At 62.2% G+C, this 24,335-nt stretch carries 20 protein-coding genes; 15 read left to right on the forward strand and 5 right to left on the reverse strand.

The features are described from left to right. Positions 1 to 427 precede the first annotated feature (427 nt). The 12 genes from A7X97_RS05015 to mobF all read left to right on the forward strand — a co-directional run bounded on the left by A7X97_RS05015 (position 428) and on the right by mobF (position 13,783). Positions 428 to 829 (forward strand): hypothetical protein, encoded by a 402-nt coding sequence (locus A7X97_RS05015; RefSeq protein ID WP_012480692.1) that lies wholly within the window; start codon positions 428 to 430, stop codon positions 827 to 829. 28 nt (positions 830 to 857) lie between these two features. Continuing rightward, a complete protein-coding gene (locus A7X97_RS05020) occupies positions 858 to 1,493 on the forward strand; it encodes a hypothetical protein (RefSeq protein ID WP_012480691.1) in 636 nt (211 codons plus the stop codon). A 59-nt stretch (positions 1,494 to 1,552) separates the two neighbouring features. Next, the gene (locus A7X97_RS05025; RefSeq protein ID WP_232503858.1) at positions 1,553 to 2,617 is read left to right on the forward strand and encodes a hypothetical protein; all 1,065 of its coding nucleotides are present in this window, start codon (positions 1,553 to 1,555) and stop codon (positions 2,615 to 2,617) included. Positions 2,618 to 2,682: 65 nt separating this feature from the next. Beyond that, the gene (locus A7X97_RS05030; protein ID WP_061478914.1) at positions 2,683 to 3,015 is read left to right on the forward strand and encodes a hypothetical protein; all 333 of its coding nucleotides are present in this window, start codon (positions 2,683 to 2,685) and stop codon (positions 3,013 to 3,015) included. Between the two features lie 23 nt (positions 3,016 to 3,038). Continuing rightward, on the forward strand, positions 3,039 to 6,020 hold the full coding sequence (locus A7X97_RS05035) for a TraM recognition domain-containing protein (RefSeq protein ID WP_012480688.1): 2,982 nt from the start codon (positions 3,039 to 3,041) through the stop codon (positions 6,018 to 6,020). An 86-nt stretch (positions 6,021 to 6,106) separates the two neighbouring features. Further along, positions 6,107 to 6,631 (forward strand): hypothetical protein, encoded by a 525-nt coding sequence (locus A7X97_RS05040; protein ID WP_061478969.1) that lies wholly within the window; start codon positions 6,107 to 6,109, stop codon positions 6,629 to 6,631. Between the two features lie 137 nt (positions 6,632 to 6,768). After that, positions 6,769 to 6,972 (forward strand): hypothetical protein, encoded by a 204-nt coding sequence (locus A7X97_RS05045; RefSeq protein WP_012480686.1) that lies wholly within the window; start codon positions 6,769 to 6,771, stop codon positions 6,970 to 6,972. A gap of 227 nt (positions 6,973 to 7,199) precedes the next feature. Next, positions 7,200 to 7,427, forward strand: a complete 228-nt coding sequence (locus A7X97_RS05050) for a hypothetical protein (RefSeq protein WP_099475959.1) — start codon at positions 7,200 to 7,202, stop codon at positions 7,425 to 7,427. A gap of 416 nt (positions 7,428 to 7,843) precedes the next feature. Next, the gene (locus tag A7X97_RS22025; RefSeq protein WP_230548553.1) at positions 7,844 to 8,290 is read left to right on the forward strand and encodes an ankyrin repeat domain-containing protein; all 447 of its coding nucleotides are present in this window, start codon (positions 7,844 to 7,846) and stop codon (positions 8,288 to 8,290) included. After that, complete coding sequence (locus tag A7X97_RS05060) at positions 8,268 to 10,142, forward strand: helicase HerA-like domain-containing protein (RefSeq protein WP_061478913.1); 1,875 nt, start codon at positions 8,268 to 8,270, stop codon at positions 10,140 to 10,142. The genes A7X97_RS22025 and A7X97_RS05060 overlap by 23 nt, the downstream gene beginning before the upstream one ends. A gap of 21 nt (positions 10,143 to 10,163) precedes the next feature. Then, positions 10,164 to 10,829 (forward strand): HIRAN domain-containing protein, encoded by a 666-nt coding sequence (locus A7X97_RS05065; RefSeq protein ID WP_111007669.1) that lies wholly within the window; start codon positions 10,164 to 10,166, stop codon positions 10,827 to 10,829. Between the two features lie 119 nt (positions 10,830 to 10,948). Then, a complete protein-coding gene (gene mobF / locus A7X97_RS05070) occupies positions 10,949 to 13,783 on the forward strand; it encodes a MobF family relaxase (protein WP_061478912.1) in 2,835 nt (944 codons plus the stop codon). On the opposite strand, the gene A7X97_RS05075 is transcribed toward mobF, so the two are convergent. Continuing rightward, positions 13,773 to 14,228 (reverse strand): GIY-YIG nuclease family protein, encoded by a 456-nt coding sequence (locus tag A7X97_RS05075; protein WP_012480680.1) that lies wholly within the window; start codon positions 14,226 to 14,228, stop codon positions 13,773 to 13,775. The genes mobF and A7X97_RS05075 overlap by 11 nt on opposite strands. A 139-nt stretch (positions 14,229 to 14,367) precedes the next feature. Between A7X97_RS05075 and A7X97_RS05080 the strand changes: the two genes are divergently transcribed. Beyond that, positions 14,368 to 15,150: a hypothetical protein gene (locus A7X97_RS05080; protein ID WP_125893882.1), complete on the forward strand. Its 783-nt coding sequence runs from the start codon at positions 14,368 to 14,370 to the stop codon at positions 15,148 to 15,150. A 589-nt stretch (positions 15,151 to 15,739) separates the two neighbouring features. Here A7X97_RS05080 and A7X97_RS05085 read toward each other — a convergent pair. After that, the gene (locus A7X97_RS05085; RefSeq protein WP_061478911.1) at positions 15,740 to 17,500 is read right to left on the reverse strand and encodes an adhesin; all 1,761 of its coding nucleotides are present in this window, start codon (positions 17,498 to 17,500) and stop codon (positions 15,740 to 15,742) included. Positions 17,501 to 17,757: 257 nt separating this feature from the next. Between A7X97_RS05085 and A7X97_RS05090 the strand changes: the two genes are divergently transcribed. Together A7X97_RS05090 and A7X97_RS05095 are read left to right on the forward strand one after the other, a co-directional pair. Continuing rightward, a complete protein-coding gene (locus tag A7X97_RS05090; RefSeq protein ID WP_061478910.1) occupies positions 17,758 to 18,552 on the forward strand; it encodes a M15 family metallopeptidase in 795 nt (264 codons plus the stop codon). Next, positions 18,549 to 18,827, forward strand: coding sequence for a hypothetical protein (locus tag A7X97_RS05095; protein WP_111007670.1), 279 nt, complete (start codon positions 18,549 to 18,551; stop codon positions 18,825 to 18,827). The genes A7X97_RS05090 and A7X97_RS05095 overlap by 4 nt, the downstream gene beginning before the upstream one ends. 640 nt (positions 18,828 to 19,467) lie before the next feature. Here A7X97_RS05095 and A7X97_RS21670 read toward each other — a convergent pair. The 3 genes from A7X97_RS21670 to acuI form a co-directional block, all read right to left on the reverse strand. Next, the gene (locus A7X97_RS21670) at positions 19,468 to 20,019 is read right to left on the reverse strand and encodes a molybdopterin-binding protein (protein WP_143592557.1); all 552 of its coding nucleotides are present in this window, start codon (positions 20,017 to 20,019) and stop codon (positions 19,468 to 19,470) included. 341 nt (positions 20,020 to 20,360) lie between these two features. Beyond that, a complete protein-coding gene (locus A7X97_RS05105) occupies positions 20,361 to 23,114 on the reverse strand; it encodes a UvrD-helicase domain-containing protein (protein ID WP_111007671.1) in 2,754 nt (917 codons plus the stop codon). 152 nt (positions 23,115 to 23,266) lie between these two features. Further along, the gene (acuI, locus tag A7X97_RS05110; protein ID WP_005417278.1) at positions 23,267 to 24,256 is read right to left on the reverse strand and encodes an acrylyl-CoA reductase (NADPH); all 990 of its coding nucleotides are present in this window, start codon (positions 24,254 to 24,256) and stop codon (positions 23,267 to 23,269) included. Positions 24,257 to 24,335: the final 79 nt, after the last annotated feature.

A 24,335-nucleotide genomic window follows, 5' to 3' on the forward strand; every position in this document is an offset into this window, starting at 1 on the left:
GGGTGGAAGAGCGGGAGCGTTGCGTGGGCATGGCGTGGGCGGTGGTCCTGTGGGGGCGAGGGGGCGTAGACCACCAATAGCGCAGTTGGGGCAACACGCAAGGGGCCGCCGAAAAGCAACTGCAAGAGCCCAACGTGGGTGGAAGCAGTGTCGGCAGGGGCAGAGAAGCAGGAGCCCGGACGGTTCCCCAGAGTCGTCATACACATGACGCACTGAAGTGGGAGTGCGCTTTTCGCCCAAAAATCGGCCTCACATCTGCCGGAACCTCAATGCAATCAAGGCCTGACCCTGTCACCACTGAATGGAGACAGTGTCAGTGCTTGTTAGCTCGTTTGGCCCATGTTTTTCAGGCTCCTGACGTGGGGCCTTGCCAACTCCGAGATTCGCGGTATCGGTGGAGTAGTCCAGAAACGGAGTTACTCGACCAATGGCGTTGGTTCGTCAAAACGTAAACCTCGACCGTGGGCAACTGAAACTTGCTCAGCGGCTTGCCCGTGAATCGGGCAGTGGGTTTAGCGCCTACGTGCGAGAGGCGCTGGAGCGACACAACACTTCCATGTCTGTGGCGAGTGTGCTGGAGAACTCTAACGCTCACTTGGAACAGCTCATCGACGAGTTGCGGGAAGAGAACGCGTTGTTCCGGAGTGCGCTCCAGGAAGACCTGCGGCGGCTGCGAGACGAAACGAAGGCGGAACAGGACAGCGCCATCCAGCGCTACGAAGAAGCGCTTCGCAAGGTGGTGACGGCGGCCCTCTCGCAACCCTCTCCCAAAGGTTCTGGTGCGGCCAAGGTGCCCGCAGCCGGTCCCATGACTGCTCCACGCACCTAACTTTCCCCCACAGCAGGAGATCCAACCCATGAAACGTTTTTCCCTTTCTCTCACTCTCTGCCTGGCGGCGTTCATGCCGCTTCACGTTTCCGCCCAGGCCGCCGCTGATGCGGTCCATGCCGCAGAGGACGATGGCAAGCCCAAGGCCGATAAGAGGCGCCTGTTCAAGGCCGGAGGCATCGGTTGCGTGGCCGGCGGAGCCATCGCCTTGCTCACGGGCAAGAAAGACAAGGCCTTGGGCGCTTGCGCCGCGGGTGCTGCAGTGGGTGCTTCCGCGTCCTACGTGAAGCAGCAGCGGGAACACGCCGAGCAGGCCGCCGACGCTGCCCGTGCGGCTGGCATGAAGGCCGAAGTGGTCACCAAGACCGAAACCGTGGAGGGCAAGCAGGAAGCCGTCCTGGATTCGTTGCGCTTGAACTACAACCCCACCGACATGAAGCGGTTGAACAGCGACACCCGGGCCTTCCTCGACAAGTTCGCAGGTCTGTTGAACAAGTCCAGCAACGGGTTGACGGTGGTGTTCCAAGGAGCCGACAAGGCCGCCTGCCAAGTGCCCATCGTTGAGCTGGCCAAGCGTGGCGCGCTGTCCAAGGTCACGGTGGACGACCGCTGCGGCAGCGGTGAGCCCGTGATCGTCGTTACCCCGGTGCCTGACGTCCGGTGATCTCAGTGCCCGGGTGTCGCTCGATGCTCGGGCTTCCTTCCCCCTTCCGAGGAGCCCACATGACCCCAGAAGAAAAGAACCAGAGAATCCTGAAGCGCAAGCGCGAAGAATTGCTGAAGCGTGCCAACGCAACCCCGACCGCATCGCCCACGCAAGAAGAGCGGCTGGTTTCCGACGGCATGAAAGAAAACCTGAAAGCGGCCAGTCACTGGGCTGGAGTGATCAGCAAGCGCACTGCCGAGTTGACCCAGAAGGGCGTTGCTGCCGCTGCAGAGAAGGCAAAGGAAGCCAAGGCACAGCTGGACGCGAAGCGCGCCCGGGAAGCCCAGGAACATCGTGCTGTCGAAGAGAAGCCTCAAGACGCTCCGCTCACCTTGGAGGAGGAAATGTTGGTTAGGCAACTGACGTCCGATGCAGCTGCACCGGTTCTCGTAGGAGCGGGTGATAAGGGAATGTGCACCGTTTGGGAGCTGGTTGATGAATTTGGAGAGCCCGGCGCACAGGTTGCAGATGGATTGGGTGGCCCTTCGGTGGACGCCAAGGCGTTGAGCAATGAAGATACGGCAGCCTTGGTCAAGCTGTCTCAGCAGGACGCGGTGGAAGTCCTGTCCGTTTCCGCGGGGCCTGAAGGGTCCAACCGGCCCCCGGAGGCCGCGTCACCAGAGCAGCCAGTAACTCCAATCCAACCCAGCCCCCGCTCTCGTTTGCCTTGGGTCTTGACCGGTGTGGTGGCGGTGGCATTGGTCGTGGGGGCGATCTACTTCTTGCTTGGGAAGAACAACCAAGTGCCTCCAAGCACACCGGCTCCCATGGCACCGGTTGCCACTCCAGCCGCTCCCGAGCAGTTGCCCGAGGTGGTGGAAGTCCCCGTGGTTGCGCCTGCTCCAGCAGTGCTTTCAGAACAGGCCAAGCCAGAAGCCACGATCGAGAAACCCGCACCTGTCGCCGCTCCCCCGGTATCGACGACAGCGCCAATTGCGCCCCAGCCAATGCCTTCGCCGAAACGTGCAACCGCCCCATTGCCGAGGAAGCCCCCCGCACCCGCCGCCGAACCGCGGAACGACTGGCAGCAAAAAGCCAATGCAGACCTAGACGCTTGGGCGAAGAAGTCGGGGATCGACTGATCCCCCTTGCGCATCCGCGGATTCGATCTAGAAAGAAGTGACCTACTCACGAATAAGGGGGAAGCATGTTCAAGTGGCTGTTCACGCAATACCGGGAGCCCGGAAAACTTCATTTCGGCTCAAAGTGGCTGAACGTGCACGGGCGCTTGTTCCTCGGCAGCCCTGAATCGTTTGGCATGGGCCACCTGAGCGAAGGCGTCCGCCGCACTTTCTACTACTTGCGCGCCGATCGCAGGCCTCCGGTCAGAGACGACGCCGCGTATGACGCATGGACCAAGGATCGGCTCTACGCGAGCAAGGTTGAGCAGGTCGCAGAGCGCTGGGTGGCCAAAGCGGGCTTTCTGGCGTGCGCGCCGCTTTGCTTGGTGCTTGCCGTCTTGGCGCATTGGCTTCGTTGAATTGACAGGGGAGGGAGACAGAGATGGCAGCAATCAGTTTGTTCAACGTGCTTGACTGGACGAGCGGCCTGGGGCGCAAGTTCCGCCGGAAGAGCGGCGAGCCTTGGAACGTGAAGGAAGAAATCATCGTCAGATCCGCCGAGGAGTATGAAAACCTGGTGGGGCGCTTTGACGTGACCGATCGCGTTCGCAGTCGAGAGCTCGATGTGCCAGAGGCTGACCGGGATTTCGCGCTGGAGTGCGGCGCCGTCTGGGACGAGAACGCCCAGGGGTTCAAGGTGCCCGACGGACGCAGTGAGGACGAATTCCAGGAGTGGTGGCCGAAGGTTTCGGAAGATTTGCGCGACACCCAATCGCGGATCATCACGACGAAGCTTGGACGGCGTGCCGAGGGCTTCTTGCAGGGCAACGACATGGGGCAGGGCGGCGACAGCCTGGCCACTCCCTTGATGTATCTCGCCTTCCCCGTGATCGGCGTTCTGGCGACCTTCCTAGTGAGCCTCATCGGCTGGGCAGGCTGGGCCGCGCTGCTGCTGACCATTCCATACTTCATCGCCCTCAAGCAAGGCGAGGGCATGAAGGAGGCCCTGAAAGCCCTGGTGCTGCTGCAATGGGTTCCGATGGCGCTTCAGTTCATGGTCGGCGGCAGCAAGGGCGGCACCGAGGTGGCAATGCAAGCCGGCGGCATGGCTGTGTATGCCCAGATGGCCAAGACCTACCTGTGGTGGGCCTTTGGCTTGGTCGGCATCCTGTTTGTGGTTTGCTTTGTGGCGGCGGCCTCGCACCCGCACCGGGGCGTCATTGGCGGGACAGCCGCGCGCTTCATTCAAGCGATGAAGTGGGTGGGGCTCATCTTTGCCACACTGGTGGTCGCCAAGGTCCTGCCGTTTGGCTTGGGCGAGGCGGCGCCTTACGTGCTGGCATGCATGTATGCGATGCAATACGCCGAAGGCAACTTTGTCCAAAACGCCGCCCGGCTTTACCTGCAGAACAACGACAACAACCTGGCCACCCAGGGGGCGCTGATCAACGCGCACGTCAAGGCGCGTGAACAGCAAGCTGAGGCGGCACTGCGGGACAAGACCCCGCTGATCACCATTGGGCGCGCCACGGGACACCTTTCCGACAAGGGCTATGGCTACTCGCCCGACCTGGGCACCGTGATGATGTTCTCGTGGAGGGATTGTCAGCAGGGCCTGCTCGTGTTCGGAGCCATCGGATCTGGCAAATCCTTCGCCGCGCTCAGACCCATCGCTCGTCGGTTCCGTAGAGCCGCTTTGGCGATGGCATGTGTGGCGCCAGGCCACGCAGATGCAAGGGAGCGCTTGAAGCAGCAGAAGCTTGCCGGCGGTGGCGCGCTCATCGCCGACGGCAAAGACGGGGCGATCATCTCGGACTTGGAAGGTTTGTTCGATATCGTCGTCAAACCCGGGATGCGGGTGGCGCCATACGAGGGGTTGGCGCCCGATCAGGTCGTCCGGGCATTGCGCGGTGCAGCCGGTGGGCGAGTGGACGAGAAATCCAAGCTTTGGACGGACGGCGGTGACGCGTTTCTCTACCACACCGGCATCATCCTTCGTGCGCTCGTGGATCACGAGATGGCTTACAGGTCTTGGTGTTCGGCCAAGCTGGAAGGGCTGGAGCGTGCACAGTTGGACGCGGAGTTTGAGCTGGTCAAACAGCGCAAGCTGGACGAGGACGTGGCCGAGACTGAGGCATTGCTCGAGCGCATCGCCGAGCAGATCGCCATCCATCGAATCCCTGTGAGCGACGACAGACAATGGCAATACACGCCATTCCACCACGCCAAGTTGTTGTCCATTGTGGAACGCGTGATTCCCGCCAGCCCCGCGCCTCGTGCCAATGCAAAGCTGATGGAGGTGGTGAAATACTTGGGCTTGGAAGAGGCGGACACGAGCCATGACGAAGAAGGGCGGCTGGCCTACGCGGCCTACCTGCAACAGCACCGCCTTCGTCAAGAGAGCGCTCCGCAGACCATCCACCCGGATCTCTTCCGTCCCATGTCTCAGCTGCAGAGCTCGCTGGAATGGGCGTTCCTTGAGATTCCCGCGATGCATCCGGAACAGAGGCAATCGTTCACGCTCAACTCACGAGGGCTGCTGGAGAAGCTCTTGCGAGGCGAAAAGCTGCGTGACAGCAGAACGGACATGCCATGGCACTCGATCGAGAAGGGCGAGGTGGACGTGTCCGATGCGCTCTACGGAGCCATGGTAGGCCTCTTCTTGCCCCCGACCCAATTCGGTGAAGCGGGTGAAATGATGATGCGCCTGCTCAAACAGCGGGTCATGAATGGAATCAAAGCGCGTGGTGCATTCGGCGACAAGTGGCGCGAAGTGTTGCCTGGGCAAATTGAAGTGATGTTGATGATGGACGAGGCCCACCTGCTGTTGACGGCCGATGACATCAACCTGTTCTCCGTTTCGCGCTCGCTGGGGTTGATGCCCGTGCTTGCAACGCAAGGGTTTGAGAGCTTGGTCAACGCCTTTGGGTCGGTCAACGAGGCGGAGCTGATGGCCAACACGATGCAGTCGGTGATCGCGCTAAAGTGCTCGCACAACACCCACGAATACCTGGAAAAGCGGTTCGGGCAGGCCACATTGACCACCTTCAAGCAGCGCACCCGGGGCATCGACTACCAAGGCGGTATGAACAACTGGCGCCACTCTGTGCTCAACGACCCAGATCATGCATACGCGTCCGCCTACGACAAGATGCGCATGGAAGGGGCGGGGCGGTTGACGGCTTCGCGCATCGACGCCGTGACGGGTCGCCGCTGGCGGATTGGATCGGAGGACACGCTGGGCCAAGACGAGATCGCGCGCGACATCGACATGCCCACCGGGGGCAAGCGCGAGGTGCAGCCGCTCTTCCTGCAGGAAGAATACTCCGCTCTTCTTGAGCCCCGCGGTCACGCCATCGTGGCGCTGAGCCGTGCCGGCATCAAGCGCTTCGACCTGGCGGAGCTGCTGCCCGACGCGGATTGATGCGGATAGGCGAGGGGGTTTGCCCCCTTGCCAAACCTGCGGATTGATCAACGATGAGCCTATTCACCCCAGCGGAGGAAACAAACATGAGCAACACCCTCTCCCAACCCATCGAAGAAATGACCGAGCTGCGAGCACTCCAGGCGCAGCGCAACGAGCGGCTTCTGGGCGATCGCCCACCGCCCCAGAAGGACAGCGCGGCGCGGGCAGACTTCGAGCAGAACGTGGCCCAAGACCAAGCCGCCATCGAGCAACGCCGACAGCGTGTTCTGGATTGGGCAGAGAAGGCCTCGCCCGATCAGATCGCTGCGCTCCAGGCAAAGATCCAGGAGGCCGACAAAGCCGTTCGTGATGCAAAGCCGGACGACAAGCGCGAGCAGGTGGTTCATGCGACCGTTGCGCAGTGGCGGCAGCAACGCGGGGCCCAGCGGGAGGAGAGTCCTCCCATGTTGACCCGTGAGCAGCGGATGGAGAACGGACCTGGGCGCCTGGGATACGCCGATTACGCCCGCAGTTCGTTGAAGGAGGCGGCTTTCATGAAGGACTACGCTGCAAATTACGATTGGGAGAAGCACCAAAAGCAGGCCCAGCCGAACGTCTTCCGACAGTAATCTTTACCGATGTTCAGATCTGCCCGGTTCTTCGCAGAATCGGGCATTTTTGCGTCTTGACGTCCAGTTTTATGGTGCTTTACTGGTTAAGTAACGAGTAGGTAGACCTACTCATACAAAACCCAGGGAGAGCCACCATGTCCACGTTGTTCAATGCCCTCAAAGACTTCGCTTTCGAGAACGCGGTCCCACTGCTGACCGGCTTGTTCCTGCTGATCGCGGCCTTCGCAACGGCTGTCCTCGCCTACCCTCCGGCCGTTCCGGTTCTGCTCAAGGTAATGGCCATAGCGGCGGTGGGCTTTGTGACCATCGGGGTGGTGGTCCAGAGTTCCTTCCGGTGAGCAGGCGGCGCTGGCTCAAGCTGCGCGCGCGGTGCAGGAAGCGTTGGCGCCGGTTTGACTGGGAGGGGTTTGATCTCTGGTTCTATCCCGCGCTGATTTTCTACATGTTGGGTTGGGTCGTCTTTGGCCCGCCCGACAGCGTTTAACCCGTTAGCCCACTAATTCACCAGCGATCGAGCTGGACCTTTCCGATGAGGCACATCGGCTTACCACTGCAGGAGGACCCGATGAATATCAACAACACCAACTTCCACCGTTTTCCCGACGTTGCTCCCGAGCATTTGAGTTCTTTCGCCTTGGTCGGCGGGTATGTGGATTCCCAGGTTCTGGCTGGAAGGAGCTTGGACGGTGTGCTTCAGGAACTGGACAGCAGTAGCCCAGGGCAGAAGCTCTGGCATGACACAGAGATTCTTCGGCATTTCAGTGTTGCGGTGGCTACTCGCCTCAACAGCTAACACGTTCTCTTGACGGTCGCGGATTCGGCTTTACAACAATGGAGATGGACATCCAAGAATCTCTGTTGCGCCTCTTGCGTCCCCTGGGCCTCCAACGAGCGGAGGCCTTGGCGGGCGCGCTCGCGCGCGAAGCCGGCGCGTCCAAAGGCCTTCACGATTCGCAAGTGTTGGCGCGTGCCCACGCCCTGAGCGTTGCCCCTGTCGAGGGTCGATTGGGCGATCTGGTTTGGCAGGTGCGCCAGCGGGAGCACGATGGGGCACCGCAAGTGGACCTGCGTTGGGGCTTGCATCGGCTGGGGTTGGACGCACCCTCACGGGCCTCCACCCGGGACCTGGTGCGTGCTTACGAGAGGCGCTTGGCAGACCGTAACGAACCGATGGTTTACAGCACCCTGGCAGAGAGGGTGGCTGGGTCCATGGCTGAGCACACCTCGCTCTTCCAAGGCATGGCGATGGCGGTAGAGGAGGCGCGGGCTCGGCGGTCGGACGCAAACCGGTTGCGGGAGAACGCACCGTGGCAGGGCTGGCTCGTGGGGGCGTCCCGGGCGGGCCACGAAGCAGCACTGCTGGCCTGCATCGGCATGGGCGCAGACGCCCGGCTGCCCGATGCCAGCGGCAACACACCACTGCATCATGCGGCCCGGTTTGGTCACTTCTCGCTGGTCACGCCTCTGGTCGAAGCCGGCGCCGACGTGGCGGCCCTCAACGCCCACGGGTGGGCGCCGCTCCACCTTGCCGCCCTCCACAAGCACGCCCGGGCCTGCCTCCACCTGATGGCCCACGGCGCCAATCCTGAGCAGCCAGGGTGGCGGGGGCGGACCCCAACGCGCATGCACCGACATGAGCAAACCCAAGCCCTTTGACGCGCTGGGCGACGTGCCCGGCAGCGTTGCGCCTTCCCAGCCGGTCCGATACTGGCACCGCGCCGTTCTTGCCGGTGCATTCGTTTTTGGCTTGGCCTACGTGGGGAGCATGGGCGTTGCCTGGCTCATCCCGAATCCCGATGGCTCGCTCATCCGCTTCGCCGATGCTTTGAAAGGCGGTCTGGTGACCGCCTACCACTTCCTGACCGTCGGCATCTCGGCTCGCGCCCCGGCACGGGAGTTCATCGAACTGGTGTCCTACCATCACCCAGTGGCGACGTGGTCCCGGATCGGGGTGTCGCTTCTGCTGGCGGCGGGCCTCGGTCTGCGGGTGTTCCTCAAGGCGACCGAGCCGGTGAGCAACACCTGGCACCTGTCCGGACCGCGGTTGTTGGAAGGAAAGGAGGCCGTGGACGAAGCCCGGCACCGCTCGGTAACCCCTAAAGACGCCGAGGCGGATCCCTTCGCCCTGTCCCTCCACCCCGATCTGTTGCTGTCTAAAAAGCATTGGGCGCGCCACGTCCTGATCACCGGCTCGGTGGGGTCGGGCAAGAGCGTCATCCTCAAGCACATCCTGGAACAACTGACGCGAAAGAGGGACGCAAAGCTGTTCCTTTACGACATCAAGGGTGATTTCACGTCGATTTTCAAAAGGCCCATCATCGTGTCGCCCTTCGATGCGCGCTCCCACGTGTGGGACGTCGCCGCCGACGTGCGGACCCCGACCCAAGCGGCGGCGTTCGCCGCCTCTCTCATCCCAGAGGGCGACGGGAACGCCAAATTTTGGAGCATGGCCGCCCAGGACTTGTTGATTGGGTGCGTGCGCGAGCTCCAAAACACCCGGCCTGGCGAGTGGGAATGGCCCGATCTGGCGGCCTTGGTGCGCCGCCCGGCCGCGGAGATGGCCGCAGGCATGCGCCCGCATTACCCCCGCGGTGCCGCACTGGTGCGTGACCCGGAGAGCCAAACCACGTCCAGCGTGCTGTCTTCCCTGGGGGGCTTCACCCGCCTTATCGACGATCTGGCCACCGCATGGCCCAAGGTTGGCAAGCGCCGTTTCTCGATGACCGAGTGGATACGGGACGACTACAACGGGCGCAAGCAGGTCATTGTTCAATCCGGACCGGACCCAACCCTGACGAAGGCCTACATCGCCGCCATGATCAACGTGGCCGTCCCGGATCTCATTGGGCCGGGCTTGCCGGACGACGAGGGCGGGCGTGGGCTCTACTTCGTGTTCGACGAGCTGACCAGCGCCGGGCGCTTGAACATCGATCCCTTGCTGGCGTTGGGGCGCAGCAAAGGCGTGGTGGCCATCATGGCGGTCCAGGATCACTCCCAGGTTGAGCTGGTCTACGGGGACAAGACCGCGCAGGCCCTCTCGTCCCTGGTGGGCACCCACGTGGTGTGCCAAGTGCAGATGGGAGCCACCAGGGACAAGCTGGCCAGCCAGCTCGGCAAGCGGAAAATCGCGTGGCGCGGGCACGAGAACAAGGCCCAGGTCCACGAAGAAAGCCGCGCGTTGGTTTCCAGCGGTGAGCTCACCGACCGGCTGGGTTTCCGCAAAGGCAATCGCTACGGTCCCGAGAAGTGGGGCATCGAGGCGATCGTGCAGATGGGCGGGGACGTGCTGTTGCTGACATGGCCCGGGAAGAGCCATCCAACGGTTCGCGAGGGGCAGGTGGCCGCTGCGTGGACCACCAAGCCAGCCGGACCTGAAGGGCCGTCGCCGGCAACGTCCCCTTCAAACGCTGGCGCGTCGGCCTTCCCAACCACCGCCGAAGGCATCGATGCGGTGCAGCGGGTGTTGACCATGACACCCGAGGAAGTCGACGCGCTATTCTCCCGTTGAACACCATGTAGGGAAGCAAGTATGGCAACGATCACCGTGCCGATTTGGAAGCCAGTCGCCAAATACGCTGTGAAGGCAGCCTTGACCTCGCGTTTTCGGGAGGAGCTGGACGAGGTGGCCAACAATCGAAAGGGCTCCACCAGTCGGATTTTTACTTTGGTCGTCCTGTATCCCGATAACACCAACACGGCGGACCAAAACGCGGTGGCCGTCATGACACAACAGGCGCCACCCAGGATGCTTGGGTATTTGCCACGGGAGGTGGCCGCAGAATATCGGCAGCGCATGGCTCAGGCCGGCTACGAACACATGGTGTCTGCGTGTGAGGCGGTTCTGTCCGGCGGGCTGGTGACCACGGACAAGGTTTACGACTACATCTTGGAAGTGGACCTGGACATGTCCATCGACCCGCATCCGGATCACCTCGTCACTCATCCCGAGATGGTCCGCCATACCGCTGACCCGGAGTTCAAGAAGGACACCGATGGGGCATATCGCTTCAAGTGCTGGATCCCGCACGATGCGGTGGGCCACCTCCATCCGAACAGCGCACCAAGGGTTGGACCACGGACTCCTGGACCACGGTCAACTACTACCTTAGCAACGCGCAGAGCATCGGCTTGGGTTTCAAGGTGCTTTCGGTGCCCAAGTCCAAGCACGCGGGAGTCTTCGGCGAAGAGCCAGTAACCGCCGTCGTGGAGGAGATAAAACGCCGTTGGGTCACGCTGCGCCTGGAGAAGTAAACCCCCCTTGCGCATTGGTGGTTTTCTGGGACCTTGGTTCAATCAACGTTCCAGGAGGTCCCTGTGATCAATTGCACCCGCATCGATGCCCGCGGCCACAACAAGCGCAACGGCAACATGTTCGACTACATGCTGGCCACCGAGCGCCTATCCATCGACAGCGCCGTGGCTTACTACGCGGGCAGCGGTCCTGATCCGAGGCAGACGCTCAATTGGGGCGGCAGCCTTGCCGCCGAGCTCTGCCTGGAAGGGCAGCCGGTCACCCGCGAGGTGATGGAAAAGCTGGGGAAGGGCTTTTCACCCACCGGAAGGCCGTTGTGCAAAAACGCGGGCAAGGAGGCCCGATTGGTCATCAAGACGGATCGCTGGGGAAACGTGCGGTTGGACGACGACGGCAAGCCGATGGAGAAGTGGGAGGGCGGCCACCGGGTGGGGTTCGATCTGACCATTTCCGCCCCCGGGGACGTGAGCGTGGCGTTTGCCCTTGCGGATGAACGCGAGAAGCTGGCCATCTTGGAAGCGCACCGCCAGGCCTGCGCCGTGGCGATGCGCTACATCGAGAGCAAGGTAGAGACCCGGCGCGGAAGAGCGGGGAAAGACGTTATAGACACCCAGGGGTTGGTGTGGGCAGCCGCCGATCACACAAGCAACCGGAACGTGCAGTGCGATTTGCACACCCACCATCTTGTCTTTGGTGTTTCGAAGGGGGAGGACGGCCGTTGGGGCACGTTTGATGCCATCGAGATCTACCGCCACCGCCATGCGGCCGATCACCTCTACAAGGCCGAGCTCTACAGCGCGATGAAAGCGCTGGGCTATGGGATTCAGCGGGAGCGCGAGGTGGACGTGATAGGGCGCGAGACGGGCCAGATTCTCACCACGATTGCCGGCATCGACCGTGAGCTGGTGCTTCAGACGAAGACCCGCCGCCAGGAAATCCTGGACTACGTCAAAGAACACCCCAACGCCAGCCACGACGAGGCCTGCAAGGCCACCCGCAAAAAGAAGGAAGAACCGCCCTTCGAGCAGGTGGTCAAGGACTGGCAGCAAACCTTCGCCAACATTGCCCGAGAAAGGCCAGACCTGGTTCCCACCACCCAGTCGCTCAAGCAGACCCAAGGCCAGCACCTGGACCCGCATACCTTTGACGAGGTCTTGCAGCGCATGCACGAGAACGAGGCGATGTTCTGCGAGCATGACCTGGTCCGGGAGCTGGGGATGGAGTTCGCCGGGCAAAAGAACGCGGAGGAGATCCTCAAAATGGTGAAGGAGTTCACCGAACAGGACGACCTGGTGCGCGTTAAAGCCGAACACCTCCACAAAGACGACCGTGGCACTCGTTTGGCACGCAAGCACCGGGAGGATCGCTTCTGCGCCACCTGGATGGTCGAATGGGAAGCCGAGATCATCCGTCGTTCGAAGGAGCGGGAGAACGAGACGGACCTGAAGCTGTTCCGCTCCACCGTAGACCGGGAAATCGCCGCCTATGAGAAGCGAAAGGGGTTCACCCTTACCGAAGAGCAGAAGGCTGCCATTGGTCATTTGACCCATGGAACGGCAGGTGTCGGCGTTATGTCAGGGTTGGCCGGGACCGGCAAGACCACCGTGGCCGAGGTCTACAAGCAGTGCTTCGAAGCCGAAGGAAAGCAGTTGATGGGCTTGGCCGTGTCGGGTAAAGCCGCGGCTAAGCTGGAAGAAGAGTCCGGCATGCTCTGCATGTCGGTTGCAAAGTTCTTTTCCCAGCTCCGGCAGGGCAAGGTTGCTCTGACGAAGAATGTTGTGGTGGTGCTCGATGAAGCCGGCATGGTGGCTACCGATGACACCTTGAAGCTCATGACCTACTGCCAGGGGGTCGGTGCCAAGCTTGTCATGCAGGGAGACAGTGACCAGCTTCAGCCCATCGCTGCGGGCAACGGCTTTGAGCTGGCGAAGATTGCCTTGGGCGACACGAAGCTGACCGAAATCCGCCGGCAGAAGAACGCCGGTGACCTGATCACTGCCAACAGCTTCTACGAGCGGGACCACCAGGGGAAGGTCAAGGACATGCGCCGCGGGCACCGCAGCCGCCAAGGCACCCTCGATATGGGTGCGCAGACCCTTCGCAATCTCAAGGAGAGAAATTGCATCGACGACTTCGGCACGGAAAAGCAGGCCATCAAGGCGTTGGTGGACGACTACCTGAAAGACCCCACCCCGATGGACGAGAAGTTGGTTCTGGCCCACACGCGCTCTGAAGTCAAAGCCCTCACCACGGGCATCCGAAAGGGGCTCCAGGAGCAAGGCGTGCTGGACAAAGAGGAGTTCACCTTCCGCTCGATCGTAAAAGGGCAGTGGGAGGACCTGACGCTCTCCCGCCGCGACCGTGTGATGTTCACGGCGACCAACAACGACTTGGGCGTCATCAACGGCACCGAGGGCACGGTTGAGAGCATTCGGAAGGACAAATCCGGTGGCTACGACCTGGTGGTGCGCATCGACTCTTCGAACCCGAAAGAGGACGGGCGCATCTTGAAGTTCAACACCAGCGAGCACAACGCCTTGGCCCACCGGTATGCCATGACCGTTCACAAGGCGCAGGGGCAGGGGAAATCCGAGGTTTACCACCTGGCCACGAACATGGGCATGCTCGACCAGCAGTCGGCCTTGGTGGCGTTCACCCGCCTCACCAAGGGCAGCTACCGCATGTATACGACCGACGAGATGATGGAGCGCATGGCCGAACGGCTGGGAACCGAACGGCACAAGGAAATGGCGCTGAGCGTCGGCTTGTCCGAGACCCAGGCTGCTCCGGTGCGCAACCTGGTCCAGGACGTGGAAGAGCTGTTGGCAGGATTGAAACCGCAAACCCAGGTGCCAATCACAAACGCGGAACGGCGCGAGATGAGGCTTACCCGGTGACGCATCGGGCCAGTGTCAATACGCTGATCACCACCACTACCCACGGCCACCACCCCACGCGTTCGGAAGGCGCTTTGACCGGTGTTCCCAGCTGCCACCGCCGTTGGTGGGCCAACCCGCGCACGTGGGCCGTGGCCCGCCGGTGGGGGTTGACCACGATCCCCGGTGGCTTGGCGTAGATGCGCCATCCCTCCCGGGAGGCCTTCACCCGCCACGCCTGCTCATACGCCTCGGTTTCCGCCCGGGTGGCTGTCACCACCTCCAGCGCATGGAACCGGAAGGGACGGTGCCAGCCGCCTTTGGGGGAGCGGTGCTGCTTCTCCCGCTGCTGGGGGTTTGAGCTTTGGCCGATGTAACAGCCCCCGTCGTCGAACAGCAGGGCGTAAAGGGTGCGGGGCAGGGCGTGATACTTCTCGCTGCGTCCCAGGTTGTGGCGGTGGGTCATGGTCTCTCCGTGAGTAAAACGACCCACTCACGAATAGATCAGAATTTGAAGTTGGCAAGCCTGCTGCGAAGGACGTGAGAGGCCACACGTCGCTTGCGTGTAATCTCTTCGCAGTTCATGGCGAGCATGGGGCGGGCGAGTGACCTTTAAGTTCCCGGTTGGACCTTCCAAGGGGCGTTGCAACATATGCGGGCAGGAAACCGACCTGACCGAAAACCACGTGCCACCCAAGGCGTGGGCTCAAGGCATCGCTCTGAGGGTGTCCAGCGTCGCCGACGCAATCAGTGGAGAGAAGAAGCCGCGGTCCCACAAGATGCCCAATGGTGTTTGCTTCAGGAGCATCTGCAGGACCTGCAACGGCTCGGTGCTTTCTCGATACGACAAGGCACTTGTATCGATGAGCCGGCAGGTGACGGAGATCTTGCGTGATCGAAGCAAGGTCACCTACAACCAGAGCATCCGCATCCAGCCGCAGCTTGTGGCAAGGGGAGTTCTGGGCCACTTGTCATCGGTGGGCTTGAATCGCTACGACGAACGCCACAGCCAGCACCTGTTCGATGACCGGTCAGATCTTCTACGCCAGGTTCGGCTTCACTACTGGGTGTATCCCTACAGTGGTCGAACGGTTCTTCGCGACTTCGGGCTGGGCATCTTGGGCGGGAAAGGCAGTTCGGCGATCTATGTCCTGAAGGCCTATCCGCTGGCCTTTGCAATGGTCTGGAACAGGGACTTTCAGTTCGAGGACTGGCAGCCGCAGAGCTTTGACCCGTTCGCTGGGTTCGAGCCAGACCAAGAGGCGAACCTCCCGCTGGAGTTCGTGGGCCTGCCGGGACAGGTTTGGCCAGAGCACGTCCAGGGGAACACGTTCGCGCTCCTTCATTCCGATGGTGCGTTCGTGGCAACGGAGAAAGGACGGGGCTAGGTTTGGGCGGTTTCGGCTCTTCCGGAGCGGAGGCGCTGCGGATAGCAGCAGCGTTCCAAAGAAAAAGCCCGGGCTGGGCCCGGGCTTTTCATATCGGTCAACGGGGAGCATGGCTCACCGCGCGTTGACCTGTGTAATGTAAGGAGCGCGCTTGCTCCTACAGCAATTGTCGTGTCGTAAATCACCTTGAAGCCCACGCCAAGGGCTCTGCAAAGCGGGTGTTTCTTGAAGCGTGTTGCGAGCGTGTTGCTGTTAGTTGTTTCTTTATTCATTGAAGTGTTCCTGTAATTGTTAGTGCTGCATGTGTCATCTTCCTTTGCGTCGTGGTTGGTCAACCATTCCCTGACGGCTTCTAGGGCAATGGCAAGCATTGGCGTGAGTAGTGCTACGACAGCGGTAATCACTGCAGGCGGGATTGTCAGTCCGGCTCCTACACTGCTTAGCGGTGCAGATGCTACCAGCTTCCAATGCCTTGGTAAATCGTAAGTTATTGTATATAGATACAATTTCAATAAATTGACGCCACGAACAAGGGCCCCGAAGGGCCCTTGCCGAGACACGATCACCTCCTTTTCGCTGCTGATATTCGTTACCAACCGATGGCCCAGGCTGCGCCCACGGCCGTGTCCTGCCCGCTGCGGGAAACCCCGATCGAGAAGGCCGATGGGGATCCGCGTGGGGTGGTCACGTCGCGGGTGTAGCCGATGGAAATGGCGGCTTGGCCGCTGCAGCCACCTACGCCTACGGCCAAGCGGTTGCGGTTCTCCCCATGGATGGCCGACGTCGAGGTGGCCATCTGGGCGTTGGCTTGGGCCATGGCGCAGATACCGCTCACCCGCTTGTCGAGCTGGCGGAAACGGCGGTCCGTCAGGTTCCAGCGGTCGTCTTGCTGCCGCTGGTAATCCCACAATTGGCCACCGTTGATCGCGTCCGAGGACCCTGCGGCGATCGCCCCCGCTGCCACCCCGGTTACCCGCTGGTTGCCGGCGTTGATCCCGGATCTGGTGACCGATGGACCGCCCTGGACAGTGAAGCCGTCGCTGTTGTGGATGGCCTTGGCCACCTGGACCGAGCCCTTTTCGGACAGTCCAACGTTGTCTTTCAAGCCAACGGTTTGGGTGCCGTCCCCGTTGTCAGTGACCTCGATGTTGGCCCCGGCCACCGTGGTGCTGCTTCCTCCGTCCTTACCGTCCTTGCCTGCTGGGCCTTGCGGACCGGTGGGGCCCTGTGGACCGGGGGTGCCACCACCGCCGCCAGGGTTTTGTTCCAGCTGGTGAACGCGCCCATCGAGATCGTAGATGGCACCGGCCACGGTGGTGTAGTTGTTACCGCTGCTCAGCTGGTAGTTCGGCGCCACGATCAAGCCGTTCACCATGGAGGCGCCAGCGCCCAAGGTTTCCACGGCGGTCCGCAGTTGGCTGACGGCCACGGCGTCGTCGTCCGCTTTGCCCAAGGCAACTTGGGTCAAGCGGCGGTTGCCAAAGGCTGCAGTGTCTTCTTCATCGCACGTGGTGTTGGCGCCCACGGCCACGCATCCCCATGCGTTGGCCACGGCACGGGGCCCCAATGCCACACTTTCTGTGGCGTTGGCCGTGGCAGACGCGCCGAAGGCGGCAGAGTAGGGCGCAAACGCCTGTGCCCATGGACCCACGGCGGTGCCGGCCTCGCCGGCAACGCCAGCGCTGTAACCGTAGGCGCCGGCAAAGTCGGCGGTTGCGTTGGCACCGGGCCCCACGGCGGATGCACCTTCGCCCTCGGTCTGGGATGCGGCGCCCAACGCGAGGTTGCGATCGCCTTGAGCATTCGCCCCGGCCCCGAAAGCCGCCGCGCCGTTTCCATCGGCTCTTGCGGTTGAGCCTACAGCGGTCCCGCCATCCCCGAGCGCGCGGGCACTAGAGCCGATGGCCACACCGGTGATCCCGCTGGCCAGGCTGTGCCCGCCAATGGCCACCGCGGAATCGCCGGTGGCTTGGGCTTGGGCTCCGACGGCGACGGCGTAAACCGCAAATGCCTGTGCGCGAGAGCCAATGGCGAGCGCATTTGAGCCCTGCGCTTCGCTCGAGAACCCCAGAGCGGTTGTATGGCATCCGCGAGCGGTGGCGCGATTGCCCACCGCAGTGGCCCCCAGGCACTCACCCGGAACGCCATTTTCATCCACCATTATCCCGCCGTCGGCGAGGGCGTCCGCCCCGATGGTCGTGGCCCCAACGGTCAACGATTGGGCGCGGTCGCCTACCGCAGTGGTCTCGGGTTTGGTGGCAACGGCACCGTTGCCCACTTGAACCTGGGCTTGCGCCGTGCCAGCAACAAGGCCTGCCAGCAAAGCGCAGTGGATGAGGGAGCGTTTCATGGGGTGGCCTCCTGGGTCTGAAATGAGTGAGCGTGTGCACTCACGAATAGATCAGATCCTGGAATGCGCAAGCCCCCCCCCCAACGAAACTTCCCGGCGCAACGGCAGGAGGGGCCGTTGCGCCAGGAAGCGGTGGGGCCGACTTTTCCCCACCCCTGTTCTTCTACGACAGGGAAAAAATTCCGCAAGCCCCCTTGCGCGTTTTCGATTCTCCGCTTGCATGGGTGTATCGCTCATGTGAGTAAGGAGGCCTACTCATGTTTCAACGCTTGTTGCTCGCGCTCGCACTGGCCAGCGCACCCGTCTTGGTCCACGCGCACGCGGCAGCCACCGATTCCGTTGAGGTCCACGGGAAGAAGCCTGGGTTTTTCAAACGCCTGTTCCACCGCCACAAAGACGCCCCGCAGTGGGACGGTGTCCAGCCCGAGCTTCGCTCAGCGCTGGAACGCATCGCCTTGCAGATGAAGGACGAGGGCTACGACCTGCGGCTGATGGAGGGCTACCGTTCTAAACAGCGCCAGGCCGAGCTGCTCGCCAGCCAAAAGGGCGTGACCCAGGTGGGGCCAGGCAGCAGCTGCCACAACCACGGTTGGGCCGCGGACATGGTCATCTACAAGCGCGGGCGCCCTTCTTGGGACCTGAAGGACGAGCAGGTGCGGCAGGGCTACCAACGCTTCGGTGAGCTCGCCCAGCAGGCGGGATTGAGGTGGGGCGGGGCTTGGAAGAGCTTCAAGGACATGCCCCACGTCGAGATGCGCAGCGAGTGCCTGGTAGCCATTCGTGGCGGATCTGCCCCCCGCCGATCGCTGCAAACAGTGATTGCCAAGGCCGAGTCAGTGTCTGACGCACCGAAAGCACCCCGTTGGGCCTGGAGCGTCGATTCCGAGCTGGCGCCGGACTGGGCGTGCGAATCCGTGCTTTGCAGTGTGTCGTGGGCGACGGTGAGCCGGCCATGGAGCTATGGCGTAAGGCCGCCGTTGAAAGGACTCCGTCCAGAACCGTTTGCTGAGGCGTCCTGTCCCATGGCCCCAATTGCCCTGAGGCACACATGAGGAAGCGGTCCACCGGATTGCTTCCCTTTTCGGCGGAGAGTGGGGGCGAACGGGTCATCTGCCCTGATCGCGCCGGTTTGGAGAAGATCGAGATTGGCGATCCCAAGGGCGGCAAAAACGGCTGGATCCGTTGCACCGCAAGGGGTATGCTCATCGCGGGCACATTCAAGGGCACCTCCCAGATTCGTGAAACCCAAGCCGTCCAAGGGGTGAGGGCACTTCTCAAGGAAGTCCCACTCTCTCCGCCAGTCTTTGCAAAAAGCTCCTGGAAATAGGGGCTTTTTCGCTTCTACAGCCTTAGCTGCCCGCCCGCTTACCCTTCCACCTGCAAAGGTCGATTCTGCGCGATCTGCTGCCGAACCCAGCCTTGCACCCCGGATTCTATCCAGAGGAAGTTGTCGCCTCGGCCAACAACAGGCGCAGCGCAATCTTCTCCCTGCAGCGACGGAGGCTGCGCCGAACCTTCTGCTCTACGAATTGACCGTCTGACGAAACAGGGCACCGCCCGGGCGTCGGCAAGCATCCGGGCAGTGCCCCAAAACAGGTGATCTCAGCACCTGACATGGCCGTCGCCCCTCGCCAGAGCGTCGGGATTGTCGTCAGGGTCTACGGTAATGGGGAACAGCAAGTGTCTACTCTGCGTTGGGTTGCTCAGCTGCTGCGCCTGTACGTACCAACGAATACTGATCTGAATGTGGATTCAGGGAGACTGCACAGCGCTGAGGGAACCTCTACCAGTAGCACACCGCTGCGGTATGCATCCTTCCATCGACGTGTTCACAGTTCGGGCATCACTTATCAGACACGCCACTTGCGCTGTGTGTGTGCCTTCGAATGGTGAGCTATATGGCTCGGTCACCGACGTTGTACATCTTCCATCATCGATGGAGAGCGTTGCCTTCATGTCTCCCGCGACTACACTCTTAAAAGCAACAGCGCCAGTGGATGTAAAATTTTTGCTACAGGATAGTACCCTTCGGGGGCGACAGCGTACAGATAGTCCGAGCTCCTGGCGGAGATTGGAGCATTGCTCGAAGAGGGGACATCAGCTTTGCTGTTTGTGCAGGACCAACTCCACACTGCCTCTCCGGAGATTGTGGTTGCCCCTCTTGAGGGGACAGAGTCTTTTGCTTCACACAGGGCCTGGTGATAGATCTTGGTTGCTTGACTTTGGTCGTCAAACCGATAGACAAGCCCGCCCTTTCCATCTCTGAACAGACGTTGCTCAACCATCACCGTACCGCCTTGGAAATCGGACGTCGGGATGGTTCGAACGATCCACTTCTTTCCATCGGAAGATTCAAGCTGGCGTTCATGAATCGCCGAGCTTTCACTGGCAATCGGATTGGCGGCCGCTAGTCCTGGCGCGACCGCAACGAGAATGGCGAGGGCGATCAAGGCCTTTCCAATCGGCTTCGATGATTTCTTTACAGTGTCCATACTTTTCCCTTGTTCGATTTGGCGCATCAGTCGAGCTGTTTTCGCAGCTGGCCAGTGACCTCCTGGACTCAAATGCCGAGAGACTTGGAGACACTGCCTACACCATATGCGATGCAGGGCTCGCTTGTGCGAGGTTGCTCGCATTTTGTGAAATTGGTTGGCATTTTAACTTTCCCGCGCTGATCGTAATCTTCGCTGGGTCGTGCCTATATTCTTGGCCCTAGTTTCATGGCGATACTGGGAGACAGCCGGCTGGGTGCGGTCACTCTCATCGCCATGCGCGAATGCCCAGGGAGAGGCATTTGTGTTTCTGACAGACGACGACCCCTGGATACTTGAACTGCTGGCTCGCTGGTGAGGTCACGTGTTCACCCACGACGCCCACCCTTCGGCTTGTTATGGCACAACGGATAACTCGAGCACGACCGGAACGCCCCATGCGGCCCATTGCGGTCCACGAACACGCCCACCTTGCACACCGGGCAGCGCTCTTCTTGGATGGCTGTGCCTGAAATCGCGGTCACTTCCACGGCGCCATCCTTCACCAGCTCATCCAGGAATGGCGAGTGCTTGCCCTGCAGGGTGAACATCGCAACCGATCGTCGCGCCCGCGTCAGCGCGACATAGAACAGGCGCCGTTCTTCGCTCAGCGGATAGGTATCGCCGTCCGGCATTGCCAGCGAAAGCACCGGGTCATCCGCGCGCAGGCTCGGGAAGCTGCGGTTGATCATGCCCGGCAGGATCACGTAGTCCGCCTCGCGCCCCTTCGATCGATGGGCGGTCAGGAACTCGACGTCCATCGTGCTGCCAAAGGCCGCCTTCCAATCCGAAGGCATCGCGCTGCGGTCCGCGCGATACCGCCCCAGAACAAAGACCGTCACGCGCCCGTTGCGTCCCTGCGGCACCGTGCCTGACAACAGTTGCTGGTGCAGCTTCGCAAGGTATTGGCGAACGCCATCCTGCACCTCCTCACGCTGGTTCATCTGGAACGCCTGCAGCACCGGCCCCACTGCCGGCGTAGCCGAGCGCACGGTCTTGGCGATCTGCTCGGGGTTGCGGCTGATGAAGCGACTGGATACATCACACAGTGCCTGCGGGCAGCGGAACGTCTGCTTCAGTTTCAGCACCTGGCCATGGCCCATCCATTCGCGGAATCCGGTCATCACCGAAACGTCGGCGCCAGCGAAGCGATTGATCGATTGCCAGTCATCGCCCACCGCAAACAGATGGCGGCCCGGTTGGCTGACCAGGGCACGGCAGAGGCGCGCACGGGCGCGCGAGGCATCCTGGAATTCGTCGGCCATCACCAGATCGTAGGGTGATTCATAGTGGCCCTGTTCCAGCAGCCCGGCGGCCATGTTGAGCATGTCCTCGAAGTCGATGCTGCGCTCGTCAGCCAGCGCGTTGTCCCAGGCCTGGAAAACCGGCCCGGCGATCTCCAGGAAGCGCCGGTAGCGTTCCTTGAACTGATCCTCGGGCATCTGCCGCAGGCGCGCCGCCATGTCATCCAGCGTCAGGCAGTTGCTCTTGGCATGCGCAATGAAGGTGCGCATCAGGCCGATCAGGTCTGCATCCGGCATCGGCTTGGCGCCCTGGTCGGGCAGCTCGCGGTCCGGGTTCGGGTCGAGTTCGACACCAGCCGCACGCAGCCGCTCGGCTAGATCCTGCAGGGCCTGTCCACTGCGCAGGCCGAACGACGTCGTTTCCACCAGTGCGGTGCTGTGCGCCGCATGCTGCTGCCGCTTCCAGTGCATCCCTTCGCTGTAGTTGGCAAAGTGCTTTGGCGGCTGGCCATCGGCATCCAGCGCAAAGTGCTCGTGATACAGCTGGGCGTACGGATAGTAGAAGTCCGGACGATACTGGCGGTGGGTGTCCGTCGCGGTATCGAATTCGTAGCGCCGCTCGTAGTCGTACGCCACGCCGTTGTAGAACAGCCAGTCGGCGATGACGCACTCTTCCAGGCTCTTCACCCGCTCGCCCTGCAGGGTACGCATGTAGGGCGTGCCATCGCGGTCGTAACCATCGGCCATCATGTCGGCGCCGAACGGCGGAAGATCGCGCCCGAACACCAGGCGGAACATGTCCCACTGGGTGCGGAAGTGGGTCGAGCGGTCCTTCAGGTCGTCCACCAGTTCGGCCAGCTTGTTGAAGCCCAGCGTCGCGTCGACCGCCCATTCCGGGATATCCGGCTTGCGCCCTGTGGCTTTGGCGATGATGGACAGGCCCAGGGCGTGGAAGGTCCGCGCCTCCACCACGGTGTCGCCCATGCCGAGCCGGTCGAAGCATCGCTGCGCGCGCTCTTCCAGCTCCTTGGCGGCGTCCTTGTTGAAGGCGAGCATCACGATCCGTTCGGGCTCCATGAAGCCGCGATCGATGGCATAGGCGGCCTTGGCAACCATCGTGGAGGTCTTGCCAGAGCCGGCCGCGGCCACGACCTGCACGCGGTTGTCGAAGCAGATGACGGCGCGGGCCTGCTCCTCGGTCAGCGGCCTGCTCTCGACCCGGTCCAGGAAGGGCTTGGCCAGACCCAGTTCGCGGGTCGCCATTGCCTCATTGGCGTCCGCCCACAGGGCGGGCCAATCCAGCTGCCAGTCATGCAGTGCGTCCAGTGCCATGCGGTGGCGGTCCGAGTGCAGGTCGTCATGCACCTCCTCGTCGAGGAACAGCTGCTCCAGCTCGGCGGGCGGCAGGGGCAGGGACGGGCGGTCGGCCAGCAACGCCTGCTGCTGTTCGTACGTGATCCAGCGGCGGCCGGTGGTGCCTCGGTCGGTAAGCGCATCTGCCTCGGCCAGCCACGCCTGGATCTGCGCCAGAACGTGCTCAAACTGTGCCTTGCGCCCCCGCCTGGAGCGCGCGAAAAGCATGTGCTGCACGGCAGCGGCAAGCCGGGAGCCCTGGCTGTTCGGCAGCCCATCCACAGACAGTGCTTCGCCGCGCTCGGTCGTCAGTTCGACCCTGGACCAGAGTACGCCGCGAACGACCCGCACGCTGTGTTCGTTCGCTACATGCTGGCGGTACTGCCTGCCGTCGATCAAAAGCGCGACCTGTTCGCCATCCAGCCGCAACTGCCAGTCCGGCGAGCGGGTCACACGCTGGCCCCAGCCCGAGGGGCGCCATTCCATAGACATCCAGATACTGCCTTGCGTACGTGACCGGGCGTAAAGCGCCCTTGCCGCCACATGATAAGGCGGCTTGGCGTGGCACGTTGCGTTTTTCCGGTCAGTCGCGCGCGTGAGCCAGCGATGGCATTGCACCCTCGCCGGCGCGACAGGCGTCAGGCGTTCACATCCACGACGATGCGGCCGCGCACCTTGCCGGGGATGATCTGCTCATAGACATCCAGCACCTCGGCGAGGCCGATCTGCTGCACGGTGCTTTCCAGCTTCTGCGGGTCCAAGTCGGTCGCAAGCCGATCCCAGGCGCGCTGGCGAACCTCTTGTGGAGCATTCACCGAATCCACGCCGGCCAGGGTCACGTTGCGCAGGATGAAGGGCAATACCGAGCCGTGCAGAGCGTCGCTCTGCGCCAGGCCGCACGCGGCCACGGCACCGCGATACTTCGTCTCGGCGATGGCGTTGACCAGGGTAGGGCCGCCGGCCACATCCACCACGCCGGCCCAGCGTTCGGCACTCACCGGCCGCTCGCGCGGCTCCGAGAGCTGCGCACGATCGATGATCTCGGCCGCACCCAGGTTGTGCAGATACTCGGCGTGCTCTGGTCGCCCGGTGGCGGCCACCACGCGGTAACCCAGCTTCGAGAGGATCGCCACCGCGATCGAGCCGACGCCACCGTTGGCGCCAGTCACCAGCACATCGCCCTTCTCGGGCGTCACCCCGGCATGTTCCAGGGCCAGCACGCACAGCATCGCGGTATAGCCAGCGGTGCCGATGGCCATGGCATCGCGGGTGCTCAGGTTGCCGGGAATCCGGTTGAGCCATTCGCCGCGTACGCGGGCGCGCTGTGCCAGGCCGCCGTGGTGGCCCATGCTCAGGTCCCAACCATTGAGCACGACGCGGTCGCCTGGCTTGAAGTCGGCCCTGCTGGATTCCAGCACCACGCCTGCCAGATCGATGCCGGGAATGAGCGGGAATCTCCGGATGATCGGACTCTTGCCGGTGAGCGCAAGCGCATCCTTGTAGTTGAGCGTGGAGTACTCGACCTGCACCAGGACATCGCCGTCCATCAGGTCCGCCTCGTCGAAATCGACCAGCTCGGTCGAAAGCTGGTTGTTCGTCTTGCCGGTCAGCAGGGCTTTGAACGTCATGGATGGCCTCACATTGATGGAATGGGGCCATGCTAGGCTCGTGCCACTATTGCAACAAGAACGATGATTTTACGTAGGT

The organism is Stenotrophomonas sepilia (assembly GCF_003244875.1).
Lineage (GTDB): Bacteria > Pseudomonadota > Gammaproteobacteria > Xanthomonadales > Xanthomonadaceae > Stenotrophomonas > Stenotrophomonas sepilia.

Coding starts and splice junctions, on each gene's coding strand:
- A7X97_RS05060 (WP_061478913.1), top strand. CDS start 8,268: ATGAGCAAACCCAAGCCCTTTGACGCGCTGGGCGACGTGCCCGGCAGC.
- A7X97_RS05090 (WP_061478910.1), top strand. CDS start 17,758: ATGTTTCAACGCTTGTTGCTCGCGCTCGCACTGGCCAGCGCACCCGTC.
- acuI (WP_005417278.1), bottom strand. CDS start 24,256: ATGACGTTCAAAGCCCTGCTGACCGGCAAGACGAACAACCAGCTTTCG.
- A7X97_RS05045 (WP_012480686.1), top strand. CDS start 6,769: ATGTCCACGTTGTTCAATGCCCTCAAAGACTTCGCTTTCGAGAACGCG.
- A7X97_RS05025 (WP_232503858.1), top strand. CDS start 1,553: ATGACCCCAGAAGAAAAGAACCAGAGAATCCTGAAGCGCAAGCGCGAA.
- A7X97_RS05030 (WP_061478914.1), top strand. CDS start 2,683: ATGTTCAAGTGGCTGTTCACGCAATACCGGGAGCCCGGAAAACTTCAT.
- A7X97_RS05085 (WP_061478911.1), bottom strand. CDS start 17,500: ATGAAACGCTCCCTCATCCACTGCGCTTTGCTGGCAGGCCTTGTTGCT.
- A7X97_RS05105 (WP_111007671.1), bottom strand. CDS start 23,114: ATGGAATGGCGCCCCTCGGGCTGGGGCCAGCGTGTGACCCGCTCGCCG.
- A7X97_RS05040 (WP_061478969.1), top strand. CDS start 6,107: ATGAGCAACACCCTCTCCCAACCCATCGAAGAAATGACCGAGCTGCGA.
- A7X97_RS05075 (WP_012480680.1), bottom strand. CDS start 14,228: ATGACCCACCGCCACAACCTGGGACGCAGCGAGAAGTATCACGCCCTG.
- A7X97_RS21670 (WP_143592557.1), bottom strand. CDS start 20,019: ATGCGCCAAATCGAACAAGGGAAAAGTATGGACACTGTAAAGAAATCA.
- A7X97_RS05015 (WP_012480692.1), top strand. CDS start 428: ATGGCGTTGGTTCGTCAAAACGTAAACCTCGACCGTGGGCAACTGAAA.
- A7X97_RS05035 (WP_012480688.1), top strand. CDS start 3,039: ATGGCAGCAATCAGTTTGTTCAACGTGCTTGACTGGACGAGCGGCCTG.
- A7X97_RS22025 (WP_230548553.1), top strand. CDS start 7,844: ATGGCTGAGCACACCTCGCTCTTCCAAGGCATGGCGATGGCGGTAGAG.
- A7X97_RS05065 (WP_111007669.1), top strand. CDS start 10,164: ATGGCAACGATCACCGTGCCGATTTGGAAGCCAGTCGCCAAATACGCT.
- A7X97_RS05020 (WP_012480691.1), top strand. CDS start 858: ATGAAACGTTTTTCCCTTTCTCTCACTCTCTGCCTGGCGGCGTTCATG.
- A7X97_RS05095 (WP_111007670.1), top strand. CDS start 18,549: ATGAGGAAGCGGTCCACCGGATTGCTTCCCTTTTCGGCGGAGAGTGGG.
- A7X97_RS05050 (WP_099475959.1), top strand. CDS start 7,200: ATGAATATCAACAACACCAACTTCCACCGTTTTCCCGACGTTGCTCCC.